This is a genomic window from Sphingobacterium nematocida (assembly GCF_900168125.1).
GTDB classification, from domain to species: Bacteria; Bacteroidota; Bacteroidia; order Sphingobacteriales; family Sphingobacteriaceae; genus Sphingobacterium; species Sphingobacterium nematocida.
Genome location: NZ_FUZF01000031.1, coordinates 1 through 25,670 on the forward strand (window position 1 = coordinate 1; position 25,670 = coordinate 25,670).

Below are 25,670 nucleotides of genomic sequence, written 5' to 3' on the forward strand. Positions count from 1 at the left end.
GTAGGAAAGCGAACTGTTGGGATAATGCCGTAGCGGAGAGTTTCTTCAAATCTTTAAAGGCAGAGATGGTCTACCATAGAAGGTTTATGGATCAGCACTCGGCTAAATTAGAGGTGTTCGGATATATAGAAGGTTTTTATAACACTAAAAGAACACATTCGGCTTTAGGTTACAAAACACCTAGGCAAATGGAAGAAATGCTGTTGGGTAAAGAAAGATTAGCAGCATAAAAAAAGTCTCTCATTTTTAGTTGCAGTTCCAATTAGTATCTTGTTGGGTGGGTTTGTGTGGGATGGTAACTGGGATATTAGCAATTACGAACATGTTTTTATGACCTATATCGCCACAAACCTTTTTAGTTTGCTTTATTATATGGTGCGCCATGGTATTTTGAACTGGGGCGAGCAGCAGCGACAGCATGTCGAGCTTTTGAAGTTACGTCAGCAGGTGGCCAGGCAGCAGTTCTTTCCGCACTTCATGAAAAATACCTTAAGTGCTCTACGGGCATTATCCCGAAGGGATCGGGCCCGCAGCATCCGCTGCGCTGATTTGTTGACGGCGCTCTTTATGTATTGTGTAAAGAATCGGGACACCCGTTTTGTTTTGCTGGAAGAGGAATTGGAACAGGTTGATAGACTACTGGAAATATATAGTCTTCGGCAGGATGATAGCGATATCATGCTGGATATACGTATGGGGCTGGGGATATCTAAAAAGACGAGTATCCCCTATATGTTATTACTGACCCTAATAGAAAATGCCTGCGAGTATGGGATATGCACCGATGAGCATAGACCCATCTTGGTTGATATATTCTGTATTACGCCGGGGAGCCTAACGATCCGGGTGATGAACTGGATTCCGGAAGTTCAAAAGCATAATCCAGCAGCGACGGGGCAGGGACTAAAACTCTTACAGGACTATGTTGTTGCTCTTGATCCTACGAATACCATCTGCGTTGAGCAGGCTGGACAGTGCTTTGAAGTGGTGATTACGTTGCATATTGTTTCTTTTTAGTATACTTGTTTAATTTATAAACTTACCATCTCTTGACGGCATTCCAGAAGTCTGTATATCTACCTACTAGTCTGTCTGTAAATAGAAAGGGACGTATCTTGATCTTTTGGTCTGGTCTGTACTTGTGCAGTCGATGGTCTTAACTAATTAAGATCATGATTCGATTACTATCCACTCTTGTCAGATTGGCTGGGGATATTCTGTCCTGCCTAAATCATATTCTACAATTATTGCAGGAGTCTGGTCTACCAGATTCCGGGGGAAAGGTAAAAGCTCATACTGAAAATAACACAGAGCATCTGCCTGAAAAGCCGGATGTAAACGCCTACACCGAAGAGGAGCTATGTACGGTTGGAGAGGCTTGTCTCGCAATGAACGTGTCGCGTTCACATATCGATAGAATGCGTAACCGTGGAGAGTTTACTAAACTCGAGAATAAAAATGGACGTGTACGCTTGGTGAAGGCAGAGGTTGAAGCTGCAAAAATTTGGTATTCCAAAAGAAAAGGAAAGCTGTAAGCACTTTGTGTTGGTGTAATTCTCAAATGAATAAGCCGTAATCTACATGTGATGTGCTGCTGATCGGTTCTGGTCAGCAGCACATCTTTTTGGGTGATGTATGCATATGAATGGATGCTTGTAGCTTTCATTGAGTAATTGCGCACAGCGGTTCCGATTGTTCGTTTATCTCTTTTGTAGAAACGGTTATTGCAGTTGATCGGACGCATATGCATAGCGATGGATGGCGGATTGTCTAGGAGAAGTGGCACGACTCTTTTAGTACAGCTACTATTTGATCGGATCAGTAGTGCTGCTATTTGGTTGTTTGATTGACTCTTTGCAATTGTTTTTTTGTCAGGTTGGTTTGTGCTCTTTTCGCTACCGATCAGTTGCTGGTCGTTTCTCTTGCTGTACCTATCGTTTTGGGATATCGATTAAACCTTTTGGTCTCACGGCATACTTGTTTAAGTTGATGATTGATCCGATGAGGGGTATCGCTGTTCGCTTTTGTTCGATTATTTACCTCATGTTGCTGTAGTTTTTTCGGGAAAGCTGTGCCGCGTATTCAAATGGTTGTGCGGCTGATCGTTTTGGATCAGCGGTGTGCCTGTTTTGTTAAGCGGCTATTTCAAGGGGTACCACACTCGATCACTTCTTTGTCGCGATTGATCCGTGTTCTTAGGCGGCGTAACCAATTGGCTTAGCGGTTAAAAGGTTTACGAAACACACATAAGTAAACCGATTAAGGCTCTTTATTTTAATAATCACCTTCGTCAAGTTGCGTCAAAAAAAGCTTCCTCTTCATCTTGTTGCCTCACGTTGCGTCAAAAATTTCAATTATCTGATTTCTAGGTCACCTTTGGATCATGAACAACACGAAAAAGGCTTCGGCACGGGCACCACCTGATAATGGTTAATTGTGAATGGTTAATGATTAATGAACCCTAGAAGTTAATACACAAATAGGCAAAAAGCGTAAAGCCTAACGTCTACAGCTTATAGCTTAAAAATAAATATCATGAGAAAAGAAAAAGTAATTAGCAATTATAAAACACTTTCGGACTACGAGCTATCTACCTTGGCAGGGCGAGTGTTGAAAGCCATGCAGGAAGCAACCACGCAAGCCAGTTTCCCTAACCCAAACCCTGATGTTACCGATCTGGAAACTATAGTCAACGACTATATCACCAAACATGAGATCGCCAGCAGGCGAGGGTCGGCGTTGGAGATCAGCTTAAAAAATGAAAGCCGTGATGCGCTGCTCTTTGCACTTAAAAATCTGGCGCACCATGTCAACGAGGTGGCCGATGGGCAGTTGTCTATGCTATTAAGTACAGGCCTTGTGCTGGCAAGCAAACCCAGTAGCTCCGAGGCACCCTTAGTGACAACGCGTATTCAGCTACGCGACGGACGGGTGTCTGGACAGATGCGTTTAGATTTTACAGCTCTTAAGCGCGTATGGGAGTACGAAGTTGAGGTAGGACGTGAGGATGCAACCAATACGGTTGAATGGTATCGCACATTCAATACTACATCGTCCCGAAGCAATGTTCTATCGGATATGGTGCCTGGTATAAAATATTATGTGCGTTTGCGCGCACGTAACAGTAAGGGCTACGGCGATTGGTCGGAAGCGGTATCCTTGATTGCTCGCTAATAATTTGTGTGAATTAGGAAGTCGGATTTTTTATGTTCGGCTTTCTAATTCCTTAATCTACTAAAGTTAAATAGATGAACTTAGTTGTAAAACGTATCAAACAGGGGAAGAATAGTACCCTTTCTGAAATTTATATTGATGAGGAATTATTTGGCTATGGGCTGGAAGATCGGGTAAGAGGGGCCAGAGTGGAGCAGTCTAAATCAATTCCTGCAGGAACTTATACTATCGCGCTGTATACGTATGGGGCTATGCATTCCAGGTATAAACGCCGTTTTGGCTACAAACATAGTGGTATCCTTCGGATAATGGGGATTGCGGATAACCCATACGCTTATATCCATGCGGGAAAGCATTTCTGTATGACAGCTGGCGGATTATTGGTTGGATTGGGACACAAGAAAGATGGGGAGGGGGACATGTTGCTTTTGAAACATAAAATAGCCTACGAGATGCTTTATAATCGTGTTGTAAAGGCATTGGATAAGGACGAAGTAACAGTGACTTTTTTAGATGACGTAAAAGTGAAGAAGAAAGATAAGACTTCTAAACAGTAACCTCCATAACTTTCATCACATGATAACAACAATCAATACCTCATGGCTAGCCCAGGGCTGGTCAGAGGAACTTTCACTCAAGCAAAAGCTATTCTTCGGTTTTTTATTTCTAGTCATCGCTTGGATCATGGTCTCTACGGTATTACAGCTGATCGATCCCGCTATAGGCATACTCGATTTCGGGACACTTACCATTGCGGTCTTTGGACTGCTCGTCGGCTGGCTAGCCGTGTACATCAGCATTTGGCTGCAAGAACTCTTGTGGCATCCGTTTAAATACTTCAGACAACAATTCAATAATCATTTTAATCAATTAACATCATGGCAACAATGTATTCTTTATTTCTCGGTCTTCTTTTTACTGTTATATGCAGTGATAAAGGCAATGGAAGTGGTGTTTTAAGCGCCGAAAGTCTTTATTATAGCTACGTCATGTCGCTGTGTCCCGATTTATCGGGAACCGAAGTGGAGATATCTAAAAGCTTAGCAGGGGCCCTTAATTATAATAGTTTTTTATGCCGCTCTGTAGCCGCGGCGAGGCCAGTTCCTTTTCTCTTGACAGAAAAGGAACCAAAAGGTCAAGGCTTGGTTGCTCGGCTAAATTGTCTTCTTATTTCTGGCAATAAGACAAACTCACTTCGCTCAGACAGGTCTGATTGCTTGTCAGAAATAATCGACAATTCTTTACGCCTTGCGCAACCTAGGCCGTTTTATCTGGATACTACTAGTAGATCCTTACAATCGCGATTAATGTCGCCTGTGAAGCTTTTGACAATAGCAGAGGGATGCACTACAGTACGGTCAAAAGGTTCGAGCGACAAGGCTTGGACACTTGGCCGATACCAAGTGTCACGCCCGTCTGGCATGGAGGACAGAATCAATATCATTAAGATTGCTTCGAAAGAACTAGGAATCCACGAAGCTACCGGTAACAACGACGGTCCCCGAATAGAACAATACCTCCGCTATACAAACCTTGGTAAAGGCTATGAATGGTGTTCAGCCTTTGTGAGCTGGTGCTATGGAAAAGCAGGATTCTCACAGCCCCGCAACCCATGGTCTCCCGCATTATTTCCCAAAGCACGGCAGATAGACAAAGTCAAAGCAATGCCAGCAGATGTCTTCGGGATTTATGGTATCAAGGCCAAACGGATTAATCACGTAGGTCTGGTCAAAAAATTGTCTAAGGACTACCTGGTCACCATCGAAGGAAATAGCAACGATAGGGTAGAGTGCAGGCGACGGCATCTACGGACAATCTATGCAATAGCCGATTGGGTCGAGTAGATCATAACAGCATAACCATGAAAACACAACTAATCTTCATCATACTTTCTGTTTTACTCTGTGCTTGTAAAACGCAAAAAGGAACACATATCATCAAACGGGAGGATATACAGCAAGAAAGCCTACTTAGCGCCGATGCATCATGGATGCAGCGCGAGCAGCTGGATAGTAGCTATCGGTATTGGCACTATACAGGTGACAGCGGTTTCTTTTTTCATCCGGATTTAGGCTTTTGGAGCCAGTCGGGGCAGTTGACTTATATCGATAAAAAGGGCTCGTATACAAAAGACGAGAAGGGACAGCATCAATACGATAATGTTAAGATAGAGAAGACAAATTTACAACTCGATAGCTATAAAATATGGACGAGCTATTTTATGCGCAATTGGGTTTGGTTCTTGCTGTTATTTATACTGGCAGCGGTTTATTGGATGTATAGAAAGTTTATCTGTTTTTAATTTATTACCCAAAATTGTTTATCTATTATCGCTTTCTTCTTCTTTGCCCTCTTTGATCAAGGAGTTGACTTCCTGCATTTCACCGCTTTCCAACTCGTCTACACGCTCCTCCTGATCGTCCGAGTGCGTGTCGATATGAAAGGTACAAGCTACCGGAAAATGATCGGAACCCACGTCTGGAAGAATGGCTAGTTTGTCGATGAATATGCTCGGGCTATGAAATAAGAGATCTAAAGGCACGCGGAAGAACCAGTATTTGGCATGGAAGGTGGCGAGTATGCCTCTAACTCTGGTACGCGGAATATCCAATGCTGATTCTGAATAAAAGGTAATATACTTAAGATAAGGAGTGCACAGGAAAGGATAGTTAGGATCATTTACTTCAGTTGTTTATCAAAAAACAACTGATTCAAATAGATTGTTTTCTGAAAGTTCTATAAATGCTATATATTTGATTTTAAACTCCAAGGTAAATATGTCTCAACTGACGATAATAGATTTAGCGGCCAAGCTGGGGCTCTCGAAGTCAACAGTCTCCCGGGCATTCAGGAATAGCAGTGATATTAATCCTGAAACCAAGTCGCGTATTTTGGCTATGGCCGAGGAGTTAGGTTTTTCGCCCAATTTGCACGCCAGCAATCTTCGTGTCAGTAAAAGCGAAACCATTGCTATTGTGATTCCTGAATTTGGGAATAAATTTTTTAGCCAGGCGATCAAGGGAATAGAGCTGGTAGCGCGATCCAAAGGTTATCACACCTTGATTTATGTCACCGATCATCAGGTCCAAAATGAAGCTTCCATTATTCGGTCTTTATCGAATGGTAGGGTAGATGGTATTCTGATGTCGGCATCTGGAGAGGGAAAGGATCACTCTCATTTGACTCTGCTGAAAGATCATAATATACCTATTGTCTTTTTTGATCGTAATTATGAAGATATTAATACCGTTTATGTCACGGGGAATGATGAAGAAGCGAGTTTTTTAGCAACAGAGCATCTTATCCAAAGTGGCTGCAAACGTATTGCTTATTTGGCCATTAATGCGAATGTTTCGATAGGTAAGATTCGTATGGACGGTTATAAGCGTGCTTTAGATAAGTTTGGAATCCCGATGGATGAGCATTTGATATTACAGACTTCCAATCAGTCTGAAATAAATATGGAAGACATTAGGAAATTGCTAAAAGAGGAAAAGCCGGACGGCATACTAGCTTCTGTCGAACGACTGGCTATATCCACGCTTCGCGTAGCTAAAGAAGAAAATATACCTATACCGAATGCGCTTAAATTAATCTGTTTTTCGTGCCTGGATATCACCGATCTTTTAGACCCTTCACTTTCTGTGGTGAAGCAGCCCGCATTCGAAATGGGAAAAGAGGCATGTACTTATCTTTTTGAAGCCTTAAGTAAACCGTTTGAGCTAAAGCAACAGGAGGTTGTTATTCTGGAATCCAGCCTTATCTACCAAAACTCAAGTAAAAAAATATTATAATTTTCTTGCAAAATAAAAAACAACCTCTTAACTTCGATTTATCTTCGGGAACATTCCCGATGGTGTGTTAAAATATATTAATTATAAACCTACCACAATCTATCATATTGTTGTAGAAATACTTACTGGTACATTTAGATAATCCGATCAATCCATATTACATATAATCGGTTGATTGATTTTTAAGATGTTTTATAAACTTTTAATGGGAACGTTCCCAGTGTTTAATTATATGAGAAGTTATCTTTTTATCTTATTCGTCCCCATACTTCTGGTAATAGGCTCATGCAAGAAAGGAGCGCCTAACAACGATCCTAATGTGGTTGAGGATAATCTCGAAGGGTTGATGATAGTAGAACAGGGATTCTTGTCTTGGGATAAAGAAGTTACATTAATTTTTGATCCATCTAAAGGTAATGCAGAACTCAAGAATGTCGCTGGCGATTTTTATTTACATATGGGGCTGATCACTACTGCGAGCTCCACGCCTCAAGATTGGAAAAATGTTATCAGTTCCTGGACAGATAATAGTAATACATTTAAATTGAAGAAAAGAGCAGACGGAAAATATTCATACACTTTCACGCCTGCTGCACTTTATAAACTGTCTGATGCTAAGTCGGTTCATTTTATTACACTATTGGTTAGAAATGCAGATGGGACAAAAGTGGCCCGCAATAAAGATGGCGCTGATTTGTATCTTCCTATTGTCCAGCAGAACGGTTTAGCCCTACGTTTTAATTATCCAGAGACACAGCCTACTTACGCCTTACAAACGGCTAAAGAAGCTTATGCTGTAGGGGAAGAGATCAGTTTTGAAGTGCTGGGTAGTCAGTTGGGTAAGATCAGCTTGTCATTGGATGGGGAACAGGTTGGGGTAGCTGAAAATGCAAAATCGTTGAAGGCTACATATAAAGTGAATAAAGTAGGGCACCTTAAGTTTGTCGCTCAACTGGAAGCCAATGGCGAAAAGAAAATATTGGAATTGCGTCTCTTTGTAGCAGGGAAAACCGTTATAGCGGATTTGCCGCAAGGGGCAAAGCCTAATGGTGTTACGCTGCATAAAGAGTCCAATACGGTAACATTTGCGCTAACCGCTCCGCAAAAGGAGTCTGTATTTTTACTAGGTGATTTTAATCAATATACAGCTTCTGAAAAATATGCATTAAAGCGAAGCACAGATGGCAAGACATTCTGGATTAGTGTACCGGATTTGAATTGGAATCAAAAGTATACCTATCAATTTTTGGTTGATGGTGATTTGACGATCGCAGATCCATATAGCGAATTGGTACTAGACCCTGTACACGACGCGGGTATTAAAGCCGGTTATCTGGCGTCTTTACCTGTTTATCCGGCGCAAGCTAAAGGTATCGTTTCGGTATTGAACTTAAACGCTGCTCCTTATTTATGGGTAAACAGTTCTTTTAAAAAGCCTAATCCGTATGATTTAGTAATTTATGAGACCTTGTTGAGGGACTTTGTCAATAGTCATGATTACACGACCCTGAAAGATTCTATCCGTTATTTTGAAAAACTTGGTGTCAACGTCATACAGCTGATGCCGGTTCAGGAGTCAGAAGGTAACTCAACCTGGGGATATAATCCTTCCTTTCACCTGGCATTGGATAAATACTATGGATCGCAGGCTGAGCTGAAAAGCTTTATCGATGCGAGTCATCAAAAGGGGATTGCCGTCATTTTGGATGTGGTGCTGAACCATGCCTTTGGACAATCTCCTATGGTGCAAATGTATTTTAAAAATGGAGCAACGACAGCTACGAATCCTTGGTTTAACCCTATAGCTACGCACCCCTACAACGTGGGTTATGATTTTAACCATGAAAGTGCATTGACGCAAACATTCGTTAAGGATGTGCTGAAATATTGGATGTCAGAATATAAGATTGATGGTTTTCGTTTCGACCTTTCTAAAGGTTTTACACAGAAAAATAGTGGGACAGCGGAGTCGGCTGTAGGGGCATGGACAGCTTACGATGCCAGTCGTGTGCAGCTTTGGAAGATGTATAACAGCTATATCAGGTCGGTGGACCCGGATGCCTATGTTATTTTGGAACATTTTGCAGACGATCGTGAAGAAAAGGAATTGGCCGAGGAGGGAATGTTTCTTTGGAATAATCTAAATCATGTGGGCAGTGAGGCGGCGATGGGCTATAATGATAATGGCAAATCTGACTTGTCTAGGCTGTTTTTTCAGAAGCGGGCTTTTACCAGTCCTAACTTGATTAGTTACATCGAATCGCATGATGAAGAGCGCCTCATGTATAAAAATATACAGTATGGAAACGCGGCAGGCTCGTATTCTATTAAAAATTTGAATACGGCTATTGATCGCAATATCATGTTGGCGAGCTTTTTTATGCTCTCGCCGGGACCAAAGATGATCTGGCAATTTGGTGAGCTGGGCTATGATGTGTCCATAAACCAAAATGGAAGAACGGGAGAAAAACCGATTAATTGGGCGTATTATAATGATCCCGTCAGGACCAAATTATTCAAGCATTACGCTAATATGATTCGCATCAAAAAGTCAAATCCAATTTTTAGAAATGGTAATCTCGTGGAATCGTCTTTAAACAGTCATGTCAAATATTTTGTGATGGAGCAGGGCGGACAAAAGGTGCTGCTGCTGGGGAATTTTGATGTGGTTTCACGTGCTGTTGCCGCAAGCGCTTTCATGAGTGGTACCTGGTACGACAATGGTAGCCACAGCACTAAGGTGTACAACCCTAATCAAGAGATATCATTGGCCCCGGGCGAATTCTATGTGTTGAGTAATACTAAATTAAATAACTAAATAAACAATTAAAATTATGAGCAAATTATTAATTCGTGCCATTATTAACGTCAGTTTACTGATGTTAATAAGCATGTCTGTATTTGCCCAAACGGCTACATTGTCAGGTCGCATCGTAGGAAGTGATGGGCAGCCCGTGTTGGGAGTTACGGTACAGATTGTAGGTACACAAACGGCAACTTCTTCAGGACCTGATGGTAGCTATAGCTTTAGAACTATACCCGTAGGTAATCAACGTATAGCGGTAAATGCTATGGGCTTTAAGTCGGTTACTAAGACTATTCAAATAGTGAACGGTGAAAATGTTTTGGATTTTAATATCGAAAGCACATTAAGCGATTTGGATGAGGTTGTCGTAATTGGTTATGGGGTTGCTAAGAAAAAGCAGATAGCAGGTTCGGTGGTAAACCTGGGTCCTAAAGATTTTAACAAGGGGGTAGTCAGTTCGCCTGATCAGCTCCTCGTGGGGAAAGTGGCTGGTTTAATTGTAAACCGCTCCAGTGGCGATCCGACAGCTGGTGCTACAATTCAATTGCGTGGCCCTTCGTCATTAACCGCAAGCTCTTCGCCTCTTTACGTTATCGATGGAATAGTTGGGGCCAATATAGAATTAGTAGCTCCCGATGATATCGTTTCGATGGACGTTATGAAGGATGCTTCTTCTACTGCAATATACGGTTCGCGCGCTGCCAATGGGGTTATATTTGTGACAACTAAACGAGGGAAATCTGGAACACCTGTATTGAGTTATGGTGGATATGTTGCTTCAGAGAGAATTGCTAATAAAGTAAATGTGCTATCGGCAGAGGAGCACAGTGCATTTGTTCAAGAAAATGGCCTCGCTGTTTCCCCTTCGGAAACGGGGGCTTCTACCGATTGGCAAAAAGAAATTACCAGGCCTGGTGTGTCTCATAACCATAACCTGTCATTGACTGGTGGTTCGGAAGGGACACGATATAATGCTTCGTTAAATTATTTTAACAAACAAGGTATTGTTAAACGGAATGATCTAGAACGTGTAGTAGCTCGTCTAGGAGTTGATCAAAATGCATTTGATAATCGACTTAAGTTAGCCCTAAATATCGCCAATAGTCTCAATAGTACCAATCATGTGGACTACGGTATTTTTAATGGTGCAGCTCGTTTTGTGCCGACATCTCCGGTGAAAAGTGACGATGCTGCATATGCTGCTTATGGAGGCTATTTTCAAGTGCCTGGACGTACCAATTATTTGAACCCTGTCGCTATGTTGAACCAACGTGACGAGCATAGAAATAATAATACGCTGTTAGCAAATTTAAAGGCCGATCTAACGCTTCTTAAAGGGTTTACATGGTCCAACGTTTTGTCCTATCAACAAAATCATTACGATAGAAAATATTATATGCATCGTACTGATTTTGCACCCGAAGCATTGGGAAAGGGATTTGCACAGCGGAACAATCTGAAAAATATTGACCAGATTCTGGAAAGTTATTTAAACTATAATCTGACCAATAATGCGCACGTGTTTGATGCCATGTTGGGATACTCGTATCAAAAAACAAAAAATAATGATGGGGTAGTAGCGCGCTCTACAGGATTTCTATCGGATGATCTGGGAGCCAATAATCTAAATTTGGGAACTCTGCCGAGTGGATATAACCCTTATCAGGATTATCCATACCTGTTGGAATCCATTTTAATTTCTTATTTCGGGCGTGTTGGGTACACGTTTAATGACAAGTATATTTTGAGTGCTGCGGTTCGTCGTGATGGTTCGTCCAAATTTGGCGCAAATAATCGGCGGGCCAATTTTGGTTCAGTCTCTGCAGCGTGGCGGTTGAGTGAGGAAGCTTTTATGAAGGATCAAACTGTTTTTTCTGACCTGAAAATTAAGGCCGGTTATGGTGTTTCGGGTAATCAAAATATTGATCCCTATCGTCAAATTGTCATTTTTGGTCCTCGTGATGGACAGTTTTATTATAACGGTGAGTGGGTAAATGCGTACGGCGTAAATCAAAATGAGAACCCTGATTTAAAATGGGAAAGTACGTCCATGTTTAACGTGGGGATAGATTTTGAAGTGCTGAAGGGAAAAATATCAGGATCGGTTGAATATTATAATAAAGAGACGAAAGACCTACTATATGAGTACGATGTGCCATCGCCACCTTACCAGTTTAACAGATTATTGGCCAACGGTGCTTCGATGAATAACAAAGGATTTGAAGTGGTTTTGAATGCTGAGGTGTTCCGCAATGCGAATTTTAGCTTTACTACCTCGGCTAATTTTGCAAGAAATATTAATAAAGTCGGAAGTTTGGCTTCCAATATTGATAATATTGGTGTCGCTCAACGTTATGAAGGTGGTATTGGCTTAGAAGGCTGGACAGGGCAGACGGCTTCAATCGTACAACCGGGCCATGCGTTGGGTACATTCTATATAGCCAATTATGTGGGGTATGATCAAACTGCGAAAAAAACAATCTACCAGCGTCCAAATGGTGAACTGGTAACTCAAGATCAGATTTCGGCTCCAGACGATTATATGGTGATGGGACAAGCTTTACCAAAATTTACCTATGGCTGGAATAATAGCTTCCAATTTAAAAATTGGGATTTAAATTTCTTCTTGCGCGGGGTGTATGGTAACCAGATTTTTAATGCGACAAGAGCAGATCTATCGCGCCTCCAGCAGGCTAACGTCACTAATATCTCTAAAGATGCTGTGGAAGAAGGCGTTTTTGAAACCCCTTTAATTGCTTCTAGCAGATTTTTGGAAGATGGTTCATTTTTACGTCTAGACAATGCAACCTTGGGCTATACATTTAAAACAGCCGGTCTACGATACATAAAAAATGCACGCCTTTATTTAACAACACAAAATTTATTTACCGTTACAGATTATACCGGTGTGGATCCTGAAGTTGCATTAGGAGGATTAGCTCCAGGTATAGATGATAGAAACTATTACCCTAAAACAAGATCGTTTTCCATGGGTGTAAATTTCACTTTTTAATCACGAAGTCATGACAAGATATTATAGTAAAATATATTCAATGCTAGCTCTCGGGCTTACTTTGGTAGGGCATTCATGTACAAAATTTGATGATAAGATGTATTCGGCCTACACCGAAGAAACTTTTCCAAAGACGCCTGAACAGTTTGTAGCGGTAACGGGGCCAGTGTATACATCTGCACGTGGGTATTTTGACAATTACTTTAGTCTTCAGACAGGTGGGGCTGATGAGGTAGTCGTTCCTACTCGCGGTGGCGACTGGTTTGATGGTGGTAAATGGCGTGATATGCATTTTCATACCTGGTCTCCATCGCATGAGATTGTAATGAATACCTGGGACTGGGGTTTTAATGCCATTGGAACATGCAACCGTGTGTTAAGTATACTGGAAAAAGCACCGGAGTCGGATACGAAAGCGCAGACACTAGCCGAAATAAAAGTAATGCGCGCCTGGTATTATTATTTAATGATGGATGCCTATGGCAACATTCCGTTGGTTACATCTTTTGATACAGGGACAGAGTTGCCTGCCACAAAGCCTCGGGCCGAAATTTATAATTTTATCGTACAGGAATTAGAGGCTAATTTATCGCAATTGAATGAAGAGAAGTCAGAAGCTACCTATGCAAGGCCTACTAAGTGGTTTGCACATGCCCTATTAGCCAAGGTGTATTTGAATGCACAGGTATATGCAGGAACGGCACAATGGAATAAAGTGGTAGAACATGCTAACGCAGTGATAAGTTCGGGCAAGTATAGCTTAGAGCCCGATTTTTTAGCACAGTTTAAAACAGATAATGGTGCGTCAAATACGGAGCCTATTTTTTCTATTCCTTTTGATGCAACACGCGCTAGCGGCAATCAATTGTTTTTAAGAGTGCTGCATTATGCGCATCGCCAAACATTCGAATTGACGGTCAATCCTTGGAACGGATGGAGTACACAGCCTGATTATTTTGATCTTTTTGAAAACGATGATATTCGGAAAAAGCAGTGGTTGTATGGACAGCAATACACGTCTACGGGGCAACCTTTAATATATGATAATATTAATGTCGTTATTGATCCATATGGCTTTACGCTATTACCCGGCTCTGACTTCGATATTGGTGGCGTTAATAATGCAGGGCGATTGGCGGGGGCACGCTGTATAAAATATTATCCTGATAAAAATCAGTTAAATAATAATGCGGGCAATGATGTGGTCGTCATGCGCTTGGCAGATGTGTACCTGATGAAGGCTGAGGCTATTCTAAGAGGTGCTACAAATGGAAATGCAACGGAGGCTGTTGATGCGGCTAATATGGTGCGTGGCCGAGCCTTTCCGAGTACGCCTTCAAAGAAATTTACCTTAACAAGTTTGACACTGGATGCTATTTATAGGGAACGTGCATTGGAATTTACGTTTGAGCTGACTCGTCGTACGGATATGATCCGGTTTGGAAAGTGGGAAAATGCGCAGTTATTCAAGCAGGCAAACGCCAACGAGACGTACAAACGGTTGTTTCCGATACCGACTCGAGCGAGATCTAATAACGCGAATTTAGCACAGAACACAGGTTACGTTAACTAATACGAATAGTTATGAAATATCCATGTACCAGAAACTACACAAACACGGTTGACCGCGAAGCAGCATGCACACCAATTACAATCATTCGTGCATAATATAGTTTGGATATTCCATATGACAGATGAAAATCAAATGATACACATATGAAATTTAACATACAGAATGGCTTGATGGCCCTAGTGAGCCTGAGCTTATTATTATTTGCTTCCTGCAAAAAAGTAGAACACGGCATTGATGAGCAGATTGTATCCATCAATCAAGGAACAGTTTCTACCATTCAGGTTGGAAAAGCATTGAAAGTCAATTTTATCAGCAATTTGGTTTCTGATTTTACCTTTTCCATCGTTAAAGATTCTACTTCTACAGAGGCCTTTTTCTCCGAACAAATTGTATTGGATGGGAATAGTAAGATTGTGGAAAAGGAATTTGATATCAAATCTGATGATAGTTGGGTAGGAAATGCATTATTGAAGGTGAGCTATCAGTCAGGTGGACAGGTGATCAATAAATTTAAGGCGATTAGTTTTACGGAAAGTAACCCTGTGATGTACATCGTGGGTGGATCAATAGGGGCAGGATGGTCGCCAGAGCTTTCGATACCGATGAAGTTGCAATCAGCCGATAGTAAAACCAAATTTGAAATTTACGAATATATCGATATCACCGGAGGCGGATTTAAGTTTTTACCGACCAATGCAAATTGGGATGGGGCTTACGGTAAGGGGGCTACTGCAGGAACTCTTGAAGCGACAGGAGGTGCTGGCAACTTGGAGGCTGCAGTTTCCGGGTTTTATAGAATCCGGATGGATGCGCAGGCCTTGACATACGAGTTGCTGAAAACGAGTTGGGGGATTATCGGTAATGCAACAGCAGGCGGATGGGATGCCGATACTGATATGAGTTTTTCGGGTGGAAAAGGAAGCTACCAGTGGAAAATTAAAGCAACGCTAAGCGTGGGCGAGTTGAAATTCAGAGCTAATGATGATTGGGGTATTAACTTAGGTGGTGCACTATCCGGATTGACACAAGATGGCGCTAATATTAAGGTGGAGTCTGCAGGGGTATATGATATCGAATTGAATTTACTTCCATCGGGATATACGGCAAAACTTACAAAAAACTAAACTGGAAGGGAGCTTAGCTCCTTTCTGGTTTTATTTATGAATTCAATAAAAGTGCGCTATGAAATACCCTTGTTTGGCAGAACATATCCATAGCCAAGCGTATTTATAGGCAATTAAAAGACAAAGTAATATACGTATGAAATATCCATGTAGTACAGACTGCACAAACACGCATGAAAATCCTTTGGATATTCCATATGACCATTAAAAGTCAAACCGAGCTTGCGAGCTCATGAAGTAATTATTTACATATGAAAATTTATGGTTTGAGCATACTCATGATGCTCATGCAGTCTCTTTTTGTCTTTAGTCAGCAGAAGATCGAGCGTGTCGAGCCCCTCAATTGGTGGGTGGGAATGAAGAATAAGAATTTGCAATTGGTGCTGTATGGTCAGCAAATAGGTTCGCTTAAAGCACATTTGCCGCAAAAAGGACTCCGGCTTATTAAACAGCATCAGGTCGCTAATCCAAATTACATATTCTTGGATTTAGTTGTGGAGCCAGGTGCATTGGCTGGAGAATATCGTATTGAGTTGTTCGAAGGTCATAAATTGGTGAGTAGCTATCCTTATCGTTTAGCTGCAAGGGCGGCGGATAAGGTGAAAGCTCAAGGCGTAAATGCTTCTGATTTTATTTATTTAATTATGCCCGATCGCTTTGCTAATGGAGATACTACCAACGACAGGAAACTCGGTATGCGGGAGCAGACGATAAACCGCGATTCGATGTATTATAGGCATGGCGGGGATATTGAAGGGGTGATTCAAAAACTTGATTATTTGAAAGATTTGTGCGTTACAACGGTATGGCTTACACCTGTTTTAACCAATGATATGCCTCAGGCTTCATACCATGGATATGCCAATACGGAGAATTATCAGATAGACCCAAGGTTGGGTACTAACGAAGATTATCGTAGGCTGGGGCAGGAGCTCCATAAGCGAGGTATGAAATTGATCCATGATGCGGTGCCCAATCATGTCGGTCTATTTCATTGGACAGTGGTGGATAGGCCTTTTCCTGACTGGGTACATGTTTGGCCAGAATTTACACAGACTACCTACAAAGATCAGTCTATCTTTGACCCCTATGCTGCGGGCGAAGATCGTGCTATTATGCAGAAAGGTTGGTTTGTAAAAACGATGCCTGATTTAAATCAGGAAGATCCCTTTGTTGCTAATTATATTACACAGAGTCATATCTGGTGGATTGAGTATGCAGGGATTGACGGTTTTAGAATAGATACCTATCCGTATAATGATTTGCCTTTTATGGCGCAATGGACCGATCGTATCCGTGATGAATATCCTGATTTTTCCTTTTTCGGTGAAACCTGGGTGCCAGGGATTGCCAATCAAGCTTACTTTTTGGGCGGCCAAAAAGTAGGTCAGTCGATCGATACCAAGCTTGATGGGGTTACCGATTTTCAGTTAAACTATGCAATCTCAGATGCGCTTAAGGAGGATAAAAATGGTGCCAATCGATTGTATACCACATTGGGGGCCGATTATCTCTATCCTAACCCTTATGCCAATGTACTGTTTTTAGATAACCATGATAAGGATCGTTTTTTTTCCGTGGTTGGCGAAAATATAGAGAAGTATAAATCTGCGATGACCTGGTTGTTGACCTGTCGAGGAATACCACAATTGTATTATGGAGCTGAGGTACTGATGAAAAATTTTAACAATCCAGATGGTTTGTTGCGTGAAGATTTTAAGGGAGGATTTCCCGCAGATAAGATCAGTAAGTTCACCGTTGCGGGGCGTAGCGAAGAAGAAGAGCAGGTGTTTTCTCATATCAGGAAGTTAGCACAGTTTAGAAAGTCGCATGCTGTTTTACAAACGGGCAAGCTAAGACATTATGTGCCTGAAGATAATGTGTATGTGTATTTCCGATATAATGATTCGGATACGATACTGGTCATCATGAATCTGAACAGCGAAGGAAGGAATGTCAAGTTGAAACGATTTGATAACATGATTAAAGGAGGTAAGCTGAAGGGTGTTTTAAATCCTTTGGTAGCGCAAGACCTAGAGGCTGTTGAGCTGAAAGGATTTGAAACAAGAGTTTTTACCATTCATCATTAAGAAAATGGATACCGTAAAGAAGCTATTAGAAGCTACGCATGCCGTCATATTCGATTTGGATGGCGTATTGGTCGATACGGCTGTTTTCCATTTTAAGGCATGGAAGCGCTTAAGTGACGAACTGGGTATTCCCTTTGATGAAGCTAAAAATGAGGAGCTGAAAGGTATAAGCCGAATTGATTCTTTAAAAAAGATTTTGGATTGGGGTGGGCTGCGTAAAAGAGAAGAAGAGATAGACAGCTTAGCATCAACGAAAAACGATTGGTACCTATCGTTTATCCAAGAGCTGAACGAGGGAGACGTTTTAGTGGGAACCCTTCCTTTACTGGAATGGCTCAAGACAAATGACAAAAAAATTGCTTTAGGTTCGGCTAGCAAGAATGCCCGTATTATACTGGAAAGAACCGGTATACTACCTTACTTCGACGCCATCATAGACGGCAATGCTGTACACTATTCTAAACCTGACCCCGAAGTGTTTTTATTAGGTGCAAAGGCTATGCATATCGCTGTGGATGATTGCGTCGTATTTGAAGATGCACAGTCGGGAATAGATGCAGCGCGAGCTGCAGGCATGAAAGTCGTAGCGGTAGGCTCGCCGGACATTTTGAAAGGGTACGATGCAATAATAAATGGTTTAAATGAAGTGATATAAGTGCAGAAATAATGAAAGATTATATTATAAAGGACGAATGGCAAATTATAGAGGATGAATTTAGGCCAGCATTTCAAGAGATATCCGAAAGTCTGTTTTCCATTGGTAACGGAAGAATGGGACAGCGGGCAAATTTTGAAGAAGATTACTCCGGCAAGTCTTTGCAGGGATCGTATATAGCAGGGGTTTATTACCCGGATAAGACACGCGTAGGCTGGTGGAAAAATGGGTATCCCGAATACTTCGCTAAAGTAATTAACTCCGTTAACTGGATTGGTATACATGTTTATGTAGATGGCGAACAGCTGGACTTGGAAAAAGTAAAGGTGCATCAATTTCGTCGGGTGTTGGACATGCAAAAAGGCCAGTTGATAAGATCATTTGAAGTGGAAATGAATACTGGTGCACGTATTGAAGTGCAAGCAATACGCATGTATCATTTGTTTCAGACAGAAACAGCTTCGTTAACCTATACCGTTAAGGCCATCAATCGGAATATGGAGATTGCAGTAAGCTCTTATATGGATGCCGATGTTGTGAATAGAGATAGCAATTACGACGAACAATTTTGGGAGTTTGAGGGTTATGAAATAGCTGGTCCTTCTCAGAGCCTTACTGTAAGAACAAAGAAGACCGGTTTTGCGGTAAGGGCCGATTTGGCATCTCGATTTTTGTACAACAACAAGCCTATTATCAATAAACAGAAGATAGATGAGCGGGTGAAAGTAGGCGAGCGTGTTACGCAGATAGTGGAGCAAGGGGCCTATCTTACCGTAGAAAAATATGTGGCAATACATTCGAGTATTAATCATCCAGAAGCGGAGTTGTCAAAGTTGGGCACGGCTCAGGTCGAATGGATGCAAGATATTGGTTTTTCAAATCTACTGCGTTTGCAGCAAGAGTCTTGGCAAAAAATTTGGCAAGATGCGGATATCAGGATTGAGGGAGATGTGTCGGCACAGCAAGCAATCCGATTTAATATTTTTCAGCTTTATCAGACCTATACCGGAGAAGATTCTCGGTTGAATATTGGGCCTAAGGGATTTACAGGAGAGAAGTATGGTGGTGTAACCTATTGGGATACCGAAGCGTATTGCCTTCCTTTTTATATGGCTACGAAAGGGAAAGAGGTAGCAAGAAATCTGCTGATTTATAGGTATAGGCAACTGGATAAGGCTATAGAAAATGCGGAAAAGCTTGGTTTCGATAATGGAGCTGCTCTATACCCCATGGTTACCATCAATGGTGAAGAATGTCATAACGAGTGGGAAATTACTTTTGAGGAGATACATCGGAATGCTGCTATTGCCTTCGCAATTTTCAACTATATCCGTTTTACAGATGATCGCGCTTACTTAGCTACCTACGGACTAGAAGTACTTGTGGCAATAGCCAGATTCTGGTCACAGCGTGTTAATTGGAGCGAGGCAAAGCAAGCTTACGTGATGTTAGGGGTTACAGGGCCAAACGAATACGAAAATAATGTGAATAATAATTGGTATACCAACCGCATGGCCGCCTGGTGCTTGGAATATACCGTACAAGCGTTGGAGGAAGTGTGTGGACGATACCCGGATGACTATCATCGCATTGTAAGTAAAGTACATTATAAAGCGGAAGAAAGTGAAGAATGGAAGCATATTATCACCCATATGTATTATCCTATTGATGAAGAAAGAGGGGTTTTTCTACAGCAGGATGGATTTTTAGACAAAGATATTATTCCCGCTGTGTTCTTGTCTAAAGAAGATCGGCCATTAAATCAAAAATGGAGCTGGGATCGAATTTTAAGGTCATGCTATATCAAACAGGCAGATGTATTGCAGGGGCTGTACTTTTTAGAGGATCAATTTGACCTGGAGACCATACGTCGCAATTACGATTTCTATGAGCCTCTTACGGTACACGAAAGTTCCCTTTCCCCATGCGTGCATGCCATTATTGCAGCAAAAATAGGTAACCCTGAAAAGGCTTATGAGTTCTATTTGCGTACAGCTCGTCTTGATTTGGACGACTATAATAATGATACGGAGGACGGGTTGCATATCACTTCGATGGCGGGGACCTGGATGTCGATTGTAGAGGGATTTGCCGGTATGCGGGTCAAAGAAGGGACATTGTCTTTCAACCCCTTTATTCCTCAAAACTGGGATAGCTATTCATTCAATGTTCAATTTAGAGGAACGCCTTTAAAAATAAAGATTGCGCATGATGAATTTATGATAGAAAACCATTCAGAAAGGGAAATAAATATTATATTTAACAATGAACTAACTGTCATAAAACCTGTTGAAAAATGATGAATACAACCGCACGTAAACCTAGATTAACCTTATCGCAGATTATACATATGAGCCTTGGATTTATGGGGATCCAAGTTGGTTTTGCATTACAAAATGGGAATGCCTCACGCATCTTACAAAATTACGGTGCAGATGTAGAGCACCTTTCTTTATTTTGGTTAGCTGCACCTATTACCGGAATGATCGTGCAGCCATTAATAGGGCATTATAGCGACCGGACGTGGAATGGATTAGGCCGAAGACGTCCTTATATTTTGGCAGGAGCTATAATGACTAGCATTGCACTGATACTAATGCCTAATATTTCTTGGTTTACAGCTGTGCTGCCTCCGCTAATGGTTGGTGCTGGTATGTTGATGATCATGGATGCGTCAATCAATGTTACGATGGAACCATTTAGAGCATTAGTGGGTGATAATTTGCCAAGTGAGCAACGTAGTTTAGGCTTTTCGGTTCAAACATTTTTAATTGGTCTCGGCGCAGTGATAGGTTCCATGCTGCCTTATGTGCTGACTAATTATTTAGGCGTTTCCAGTTCAACTTTAGAACATAAAGTACCACTTAATGTGATATATTCCTTCTATTGCGGTGCTGCATTATTGATTGCAACTATATTGTGGACTGTTTTTAAAACGAAAGAATATTCGCCGGAGGAATTATATCGCTTTGAACAAGCTGCAGCAGCACCGCTGGTTGAGGAGAAGAAAGTTGGCTTTTTCTCTAGTCTTGCGCAGGATTTCAAGCATATGCCATTAACCATGCGAAAGCTTGGTTGGGTGCAGTTTCTGTCGTGGTTTGCTCTTTTTATGATGTGGGTATATACCACTCCTGCGATAGCTGAGCACATCTATTATGGTAAGGGAGGTGATCAGAAGCAGTTGTATGCGGATGCCGCGGATTGGGTAGGCGTGTTATTTGCGGTTTACAATGCGGTTTCTGCTATATATTCTTTAGTGTTGGCTAAATTGAGCAAGAGGTTCGGAAGGATCGGTACCCATAGTCTGGGATTGGCTATAGGCGGACTATCGCTTATAGCTATATTTTTTATTCAGTCGGAGGTATGGGTCATTGTTCCTATGGTTGGTGTAGGGATAGCTTGGGGAAGTATATTGGCCATGCCCTATGCTATACTGAGTGATAGTTTGCCTGCCAAGAAGATGGGGGTCTATATGGGATTGTTTAACTTTTTTATCACTTTTCCTCAAATTATCTGCGGTTTCTTTGGCGGACTTATCATAAAACATATTTTCGGCAATCAGCCTATATGGGGAATTGTACTTGCAGGGGCCTGTATGCTCGCAGCAGCAATTGTAGTGCAAAGGATAAAGGAAAAATAGATCCTATTAAAAACTATTTTACAGGAGTGTTGTAATTTCTAAATAAATAAAAAATGCTTGAAGCAGGAAGCTTCAAGCGTTTTTTATTAACGACAAATGACTTCAAGTATTATCTCTTCATCTACGGGAGGAAGGCACATCTGATCGTCACATACTTGATATTCGACCTTTGCTTTAATGCGGAATGTCTTTCCAATCATGGCCTCTTTTTCATGGCTACCAACAGATAATGTTTGGGGCTGGTTATATTTTTTAGTTTAGCTCTACTCTCCCAAAACTTGACAAATACGTCTTGTATAGCATCTCTGACCAGGGTTTCGTCTTTATAATGCCGCATGCCATATTCGTACAATTGCGGCACGAGGCTTCTGTAAATTTGTTCAAACGCAAATTTATCTCCATTCAGAAATTTATCCCAATATGTGTCAATTGTAGTAGGCATGTTAGTTTTGACAATCACTAAAGTATTGTAATTACAAAAGTAACAAAGAATTTTAAAGAACGGTAGTTATGTAGGGATTACATTAGTTTTAATGTTTAACATCGAACATTGCAATTCGATTTTTCAATGGTAATTTTTTTTTAATATTTAAGAATAGTCTTAACTTAGAACCAACTAATCGAATAACTCCATATCATTGAAATTTGGCAGCTGTACCTACATATAACGACAACGAACTTTATGAAAGTTTTAAATCGGGTGATTTAAAAGCTTTTCGTGCGTTATATGAAAAATACTGGAAGCCTCTTTTTAACTTTTCCTTTAACATATTAAAAGAGGAACAAGATGCAGAGGATATTGTACAAGAGGTTTTTTCTATGCTTTGGGAAAAGCGGCTTGATATTGAGGTTCATAATCTTCAAGCCTTCTTAATGACGGCCTGTAAACATAGGATATTAAAACAAATAGACCGATCAAAGGTTAAAGGAAGGTATCTTGAATCTTTAAGTTCCCATCTACAACAAGCCAATCAAGAGCATCTATTAATTGACAAAGAGTATAATATGCTCTTTAATCAAGAAGTCGATAAGTTGCCGAGAAAAATGAAACAGATTTATTTATTGCGGAGCAATGAAGAATTATCTTATCTCGAAATAGCAGAGAAATTAAGTATTGGTGAAAATACGGTACGTAAACAATTGCACAACGCCCGGACCATTTTAAAAGCGAAACTGTCCGCATTACTTTCTATTCTTATCGTTTATTTAAACTTTTAATTTTTTTTAAAATATTTCTTCTACTTTCTCGAGGTCAAACGTTCTATACATTATAGATAGCATAAATCTAGGTTATGGAATCACAAAAAGAAGCAGAAAGGCTAATCAAGAAATATATACAGGGAGATTGTTCGGATGAGGAGCGGGCTAAAGTGGATGCTTGGCTTAACTCGTTGCAGCAGGAACGGGAGGAAGTACAACCAGGTAGTACAAGAGAAGCACTTTTACAAGAAAATATTTGGTCTAGGGTTATTGAAAGCGAGCTTTCAGGGAAGAAATCGAAGCGGTTTTCTTTGTATAAATGGTCTTCGGTTGCAGCGCTATTGGTCGTTGGGACTTTTCTAGTATTGTACTATTCAAAAAATAAATCTATCATTTCGGATAAAACTGATGTCTCGTCATCGGGTGCGGTTACGCTTGTATTGGAGAGCGGCGAGCGTATGAACGTAGATAGTAATCAAAAGGATGAGCTCCTATTGCATGTAGGATTGAAACGTGAGGAAAGGGATGGGCGATCTCTGTATAAAGTTCTGGCTCCCGCTAATGGCGAGGAGATTGTATTGCGAACTATTGTGACAGGAAAGCAAGAACAAATTCAAGTTGAATTATTGGACGGTACTAAGGTTTGGCTTAACGCGGATTCCGAATTAAAATTTCCACAAAGTTTTGCAGGTAAGATGAATAGAGAAGTGTCGTTGAAAGGAGAGGGGTATTTTGATGTGGCTAAGGATAAACAGCACCCCTTTAAGGTGCACAGCGGTGGGCAATCAATTGAAGTACTTGGTACCCAATTTAACCTTAACGCCTATATGAATACGATTACAACATCTTTATTGGAAGGCGCTGTAAAAATTGATGAAACCTTCCTTAAACCAGGAGAAAGGGCCACGTGGTCGGCAGGTAAGATAAAGGTTAGTAAAGGTCATGTAGAAACTGATATTGCATGGAAAGACGGGTACCTTTCTTTCTTAGATGATGATATTATGAGCGTATGTAATAAGTTAAAATATTGGTACGATGTAGATTTTGTGTTTATTGGAGAGCTACCAAAAGAAAGACTGAACGGTACAATTGCACTATCTAATACGATTCAGGAGGCAATTCATATGTTAGAAAAAACCAGTGGTATAAACTTTAAAGTAGAAGGGAGGAAGATTATTGTAAATAACTAATAATAATTAGTGCAAGTAAGTTACCCCGGATTCCGGCCGGGATAACTTGGCTAAAGCATTTTTTTGAAATAACCTAATAATTAATTCTGCATAGGCTTAACTTATCTGTGGTCGAGCCTGTGTACTTAATGCAATAACTAATCAAATGTACAAAAAAGTATTTAGTATTAGCGGGGAGTGTATTTCCCCCCGCCTTAAAGCGCTCATCAAAATGAAACTGACACTAGCTTTTATATTCGCTCTGAATATGACAGTTTTGGCAAGCTTTGGGCAACGTATCACCTTGTCCGAAAATCAATCTTCACTTAACAACGTACTGAAGAAAATAAAGAATCAGACAAGTTATGATTTTATGATCAGTAGTTCCCTACTCCAACTTGCTCGCCCTGTAAGTATAACTGTTAGCAATGCACACATAGAAGATGTATTGCAGCGTCTGTTTGAAAATCAACCGCTCGAATATGAAATCGTGAAAAATGCGGTGCTGGTAACTCGAAAAAAGGAAGTAAAAGAGAATTCAATAGCGGTTTCAAACGTAAATAATCAGCAAAGGATTATCGGACGGGTTGTAGATCAGCATGATAAGGGAGTAGCTGGGGTGACAGTGGTGGTCAAAGGGGAGGCTAATGCAGTGACTTCAGATGCCCAGGGTTATTTTATACTACCTGCTTCGGCAATTAGACAAACAATCCAAATCACTTCGGTCGGGTACAACAGGCATGAGGTGGTAGCAATGGATAAAATGGTCGTTAGATTGACGGCAAAATCTAATGAAATAGATGAAGTGGTATCGGTCGGGTATGGCACAACCAAGAGAAAGGACCTTACAGGATCGGTTGCTTCTGTTAATGTTGATGAAATTAAAAATACACCATTCATTAGTATCGACCAAGCTTTGGCAGGAAAAGCCGCAGGTGTACAAGTGGTACAGGCTGATGGATCACCTGGTGGGGTCGCTAAGATTCGTATCCGTGGGGGAGCGTCTTTAATTGGAGGGAACGATCCTTTGTACATTATTGATGGTATACAGGTGCCTATTCAAAATAGATACGTACAGGCAGCAGCTGATCTTGTAAACCCTGGAACTGCAACTAAAAATGAGAGACTTTTTTTATGCTGCTAATCTTTCTTTACCCAACAGCATTTCTTCCATTTGCCTAGGTGTTTTGTAACCTAAAGCCGAATGTGTTCTTTTAGTGTTATAAAAACCTTCTATATATCCGAACACCTCTAATTTAGCCGAGTGCTGATCCATAAACCTTCTATGGTAGACCATCTCTGCCTTTAAAGATTTGAAGAAACTCTCCGCTACGGCATTATCCCAACAGTTCGCTTTCCTACTCATACTCTGGATTATGTTATTATCGCTGAGTATCGATTTAAATTCGCCACAAGCGTACTGGATCCCTCG

23 protein-coding genes are annotated in these 25,670 nt (G+C 41.0%); 20 read left to right on the top strand and 3 right to left on the bottom strand.

Annotation, left to right across the window (positions count from 1 at the left end):
• The 8 genes from B5X76_RS21105 to B5X76_RS21140 form a co-directional block, all read left to right on the top strand.
• Window positions 1–230, top strand: a 230-nt coding sequence (locus B5X76_RS21105) for an IS3 family transposase (protein WP_139375439.1), incomplete at its 5' end; no start/stop codon positions are given.
• Window positions 231–330: 100 nt separating this feature from the next.
• Entirely contained in the window at window positions 331–1,017 is a 687-nt protein-coding gene (locus tag B5X76_RS21110) for a histidine kinase (RefSeq protein WP_176141160.1), read from the top strand.
• A 155-nt stretch (window positions 1,018–1,172) separates the two neighbouring features.
• Entirely contained in the window at window positions 1,173–1,535 is a 363-nt protein-coding gene (locus tag B5X76_RS21115) for a helix-turn-helix transcriptional regulator (RefSeq protein WP_079645907.1), read from the top strand.
• A 1,000-nt stretch (window positions 1,536–2,535) separates the two neighbouring features.
• Window positions 2,536–3,174 (top strand): fibronectin type III domain-containing protein, encoded by a 639-nt coding sequence (locus B5X76_RS21120; RefSeq protein ID WP_079645908.1) that lies wholly within the window; start codon window positions 2,536–2,538, stop codon window positions 3,172–3,174.
• Between the two features lie 74 nt (window positions 3,175–3,248).
• Window positions 3,249–3,731, top strand: coding sequence for a DUF5675 family protein (locus B5X76_RS21125; RefSeq protein WP_079645909.1), 483 nt, complete (start codon window positions 3,249–3,251; stop codon window positions 3,729–3,731).
• Between the two features lie 19 nt (window positions 3,732–3,750).
• Window positions 3,751–4,134: a hypothetical protein gene (locus tag B5X76_RS21130; RefSeq protein ID WP_079645910.1), complete on the top strand. Its 384-nt coding sequence runs from the start codon at window positions 3,751–3,753 to the stop codon at window positions 4,132–4,134.
• Window positions 4,053–5,018, top strand: coding sequence for a C40 family peptidase (locus tag B5X76_RS22335; RefSeq protein ID WP_245801106.1), 966 nt, complete (start codon window positions 4,053–4,055; stop codon window positions 5,016–5,018). The genes B5X76_RS21130 and B5X76_RS22335 overlap by 82 nt, the downstream gene beginning before the upstream one ends.
• Window positions 5,019–5,035: 17 nt before the next feature.
• Entirely contained in the window at window positions 5,036–5,476 is a 441-nt protein-coding gene (locus B5X76_RS21140) for a hypothetical protein (protein ID WP_079645911.1), read from the top strand.
• An 18-nt stretch (window positions 5,477–5,494) separates the two neighbouring features.
• Here the strand turns inward: B5X76_RS21140 and B5X76_RS21145 are convergent, their stop codons facing one another.
• Window positions 5,495–5,785, bottom strand: coding sequence for a hypothetical protein (locus B5X76_RS21145; RefSeq protein ID WP_079645912.1), 291 nt, complete (start codon window positions 5,783–5,785; stop codon window positions 5,495–5,497).
• Between the two features lie 166 nt (window positions 5,786–5,951).
• On the opposite strand from B5X76_RS21145, the gene B5X76_RS21150 reads away from it, so the two are divergent.
• From B5X76_RS21150 to B5X76_RS21190, 9 genes are all read left to right on the top strand, one after another.
• On the top strand, window positions 5,952–6,968 hold the full coding sequence (locus tag B5X76_RS21150) for a LacI family DNA-binding transcriptional regulator (RefSeq protein ID WP_079645913.1): 1,017 nt from the start codon (window positions 5,952–5,954) through the stop codon (window positions 6,966–6,968).
• A 232-nt stretch (window positions 6,969–7,200) separates the two neighbouring features.
• Window positions 7,201–9,786: an alpha-amylase family glycosyl hydrolase gene (locus B5X76_RS21155; protein ID WP_176141161.1), complete on the top strand. Its 2,586-nt coding sequence runs from the start codon at window positions 7,201–7,203 to the stop codon at window positions 9,784–9,786.
• Between the two features lie 16 nt (window positions 9,787–9,802).
• Window positions 9,803–12,787, top strand: a complete 2,985-nt coding sequence (locus B5X76_RS21160) for a SusC/RagA family TonB-linked outer membrane protein (protein WP_079645915.1) — start codon at window positions 9,803–9,805, stop codon at window positions 12,785–12,787.
• Between the two features lie 10 nt (window positions 12,788–12,797).
• The gene (locus B5X76_RS21165; protein WP_079645916.1) at window positions 12,798–14,360 is read left to right on the top strand and encodes a RagB/SusD family nutrient uptake outer membrane protein; all 1,563 of its coding nucleotides are present in this window, start codon (window positions 12,798–12,800) and stop codon (window positions 14,358–14,360) included.
• A 143-nt stretch (window positions 14,361–14,503) separates the two neighbouring features.
• Complete coding sequence (locus B5X76_RS21170; protein WP_079645917.1) at window positions 14,504–15,484, top strand: cadherin repeat domain-containing protein; 981 nt, start codon at window positions 14,504–14,506, stop codon at window positions 15,482–15,484.
• 251 nt (window positions 15,485–15,735) lie between these two features.
• Window positions 15,736–17,574 (top strand): glycoside hydrolase family 13 protein, encoded by a 1,839-nt coding sequence (locus tag B5X76_RS21175; RefSeq protein ID WP_079645918.1) that lies wholly within the window; start codon window positions 15,736–15,738, stop codon window positions 17,572–17,574.
• A 4-nt stretch (window positions 17,575–17,578) separates the two neighbouring features.
• Window positions 17,579–18,229, top strand: a complete 651-nt coding sequence (gene pgmB, locus B5X76_RS21180; protein WP_079645919.1) for a beta-phosphoglucomutase — start codon at window positions 17,579–17,581, stop codon at window positions 18,227–18,229.
• 11 nt (window positions 18,230–18,240) lie between these two features.
• Window positions 18,241–20,529 (top strand): family 65 glycosyl hydrolase domain-containing protein, encoded by a 2,289-nt coding sequence (locus B5X76_RS21185; protein WP_079645920.1) that lies wholly within the window; start codon window positions 18,241–18,243, stop codon window positions 20,527–20,529.
• A complete protein-coding gene (locus B5X76_RS21190) occupies window positions 20,526–21,869 on the top strand; it encodes an MFS transporter (RefSeq protein WP_245801107.1) in 1,344 nt (447 codons plus the stop codon). Before B5X76_RS21185 ends, B5X76_RS21190 begins: the two co-directional genes overlap by 4 nt.
• A gap of 196 nt (window positions 21,870–22,065) precedes the next feature.
• Here the strand turns inward: B5X76_RS21190 and B5X76_RS21195 are convergent, their stop codons facing one another.
• On the bottom strand, window positions 22,066–22,311 hold the full coding sequence (locus B5X76_RS21195; RefSeq protein ID WP_079645921.1) for an RNA polymerase sigma factor: 246 nt from the start codon (window positions 22,309–22,311) through the stop codon (window positions 22,066–22,068).
• A 203-nt stretch (window positions 22,312–22,514) separates the two neighbouring features.
• Here B5X76_RS21195 and B5X76_RS21200 point away from each other — a divergent pair, with 203 nt between their 5' ends.
• From B5X76_RS21200 to B5X76_RS21210, 3 genes are all read left to right on the top strand, one after another.
• Window positions 22,515–23,087, top strand: a complete 573-nt coding sequence (locus tag B5X76_RS21200; RefSeq protein ID WP_079645922.1) for an RNA polymerase sigma factor — start codon at window positions 22,515–22,517, stop codon at window positions 23,085–23,087.
• A 74-nt stretch (window positions 23,088–23,161) separates the two neighbouring features.
• Window positions 23,162–24,259 (top strand): FecR family protein, encoded by a 1,098-nt coding sequence (locus B5X76_RS21205; protein WP_079645923.1) that lies wholly within the window; start codon window positions 23,162–23,164, stop codon window positions 24,257–24,259.
• A gap of 211 nt (window positions 24,260–24,470) precedes the next feature.
• Window positions 24,471–25,382, top strand: coding sequence for an STN domain-containing protein (locus tag B5X76_RS21210; protein WP_176141162.1), 912 nt, complete (start codon window positions 24,471–24,473; stop codon window positions 25,380–25,382).
• Here the strand turns inward: B5X76_RS21210 and B5X76_RS21215 are convergent.
• On the bottom strand, window positions 25,371–25,670 hold a 300-nt coding region (locus tag B5X76_RS21215; RefSeq protein WP_139375441.1), incomplete at its 5' end, for an IS3 family transposase. The genes B5X76_RS21210 and B5X76_RS21215 overlap by 12 nt on opposite strands.

What these genes read in the sequence shown, in the direction of transcription:
- B5X76_RS21110 (WP_176141160.1), top strand. Translation starts at nt 331, where the DNA reads ATGACCTATATCGCCACAAACCTTTTTAGTTTGCTTTATTATATGGTG.
- B5X76_RS21115 (WP_079645907.1), top strand. Translation starts at nt 1,173, where the DNA reads ATGATTCGATTACTATCCACTCTTGTCAGATTGGCTGGGGATATTCTG.
- B5X76_RS21120 (WP_079645908.1), top strand. Translation starts at nt 2,536, where the DNA reads ATGAGAAAAGAAAAAGTAATTAGCAATTATAAAACACTTTCGGACTAC.
- B5X76_RS21125 (WP_079645909.1), top strand. Translation starts at nt 3,249, where the DNA reads ATGAACTTAGTTGTAAAACGTATCAAACAGGGGAAGAATAGTACCCTT.
- B5X76_RS21130 (WP_079645910.1), top strand. Translation starts at nt 3,751, where the DNA reads ATGATAACAACAATCAATACCTCATGGCTAGCCCAGGGCTGGTCAGAG.
- B5X76_RS22335 (WP_245801106.1), top strand. Translation starts at nt 4,053, where the DNA reads ATGGCAACAATGTATTCTTTATTTCTCGGTCTTCTTTTTACTGTTATA.
- B5X76_RS21140 (WP_079645911.1), top strand. Translation starts at nt 5,036, where the DNA reads ATGAAAACACAACTAATCTTCATCATACTTTCTGTTTTACTCTGTGCT.
- B5X76_RS21150 (WP_079645913.1), top strand. Translation starts at nt 5,952, where the DNA reads ATGTCTCAACTGACGATAATAGATTTAGCGGCCAAGCTGGGGCTCTCG.
- B5X76_RS21155 (WP_176141161.1), top strand. Translation starts at nt 7,201, where the DNA reads ATGAGAAGTTATCTTTTTATCTTATTCGTCCCCATACTTCTGGTAATA.
- B5X76_RS21160 (WP_079645915.1), top strand. Translation starts at nt 9,803, where the DNA reads ATGAGCAAATTATTAATTCGTGCCATTATTAACGTCAGTTTACTGATG.
- B5X76_RS21165 (WP_079645916.1), top strand. Translation starts at nt 12,798, where the DNA reads ATGACAAGATATTATAGTAAAATATATTCAATGCTAGCTCTCGGGCTT.
- B5X76_RS21170 (WP_079645917.1), top strand. Translation starts at nt 14,504, where the DNA reads ATGAAATTTAACATACAGAATGGCTTGATGGCCCTAGTGAGCCTGAGC.
- B5X76_RS21175 (WP_079645918.1), top strand. Translation starts at nt 15,736, where the DNA reads ATGAAAATTTATGGTTTGAGCATACTCATGATGCTCATGCAGTCTCTT.
- pgmB (WP_079645919.1), top strand. Translation starts at nt 17,579, where the DNA reads ATGGATACCGTAAAGAAGCTATTAGAAGCTACGCATGCCGTCATATTC.
- B5X76_RS21185 (WP_079645920.1), top strand. Translation starts at nt 18,241, where the DNA reads ATGAAAGATTATATTATAAAGGACGAATGGCAAATTATAGAGGATGAA.
- B5X76_RS21190 (WP_245801107.1), top strand. Translation starts at nt 20,526, where the DNA reads ATGATGAATACAACCGCACGTAAACCTAGATTAACCTTATCGCAGATT.
- B5X76_RS21195 (WP_079645921.1), bottom strand. Translation starts at nt 22,311, where the DNA reads ATGCCTACTACAATTGACACATATTGGGATAAATTTCTGAATGGAGAT.
- B5X76_RS21205 (WP_079645923.1), top strand. Translation starts at nt 23,162, where the DNA reads ATGGAATCACAAAAAGAAGCAGAAAGGCTAATCAAGAAATATATACAG.
- B5X76_RS21210 (WP_176141162.1), top strand. Translation starts at nt 24,471, where the DNA reads ATGAAACTGACACTAGCTTTTATATTCGCTCTGAATATGACAGTTTTG.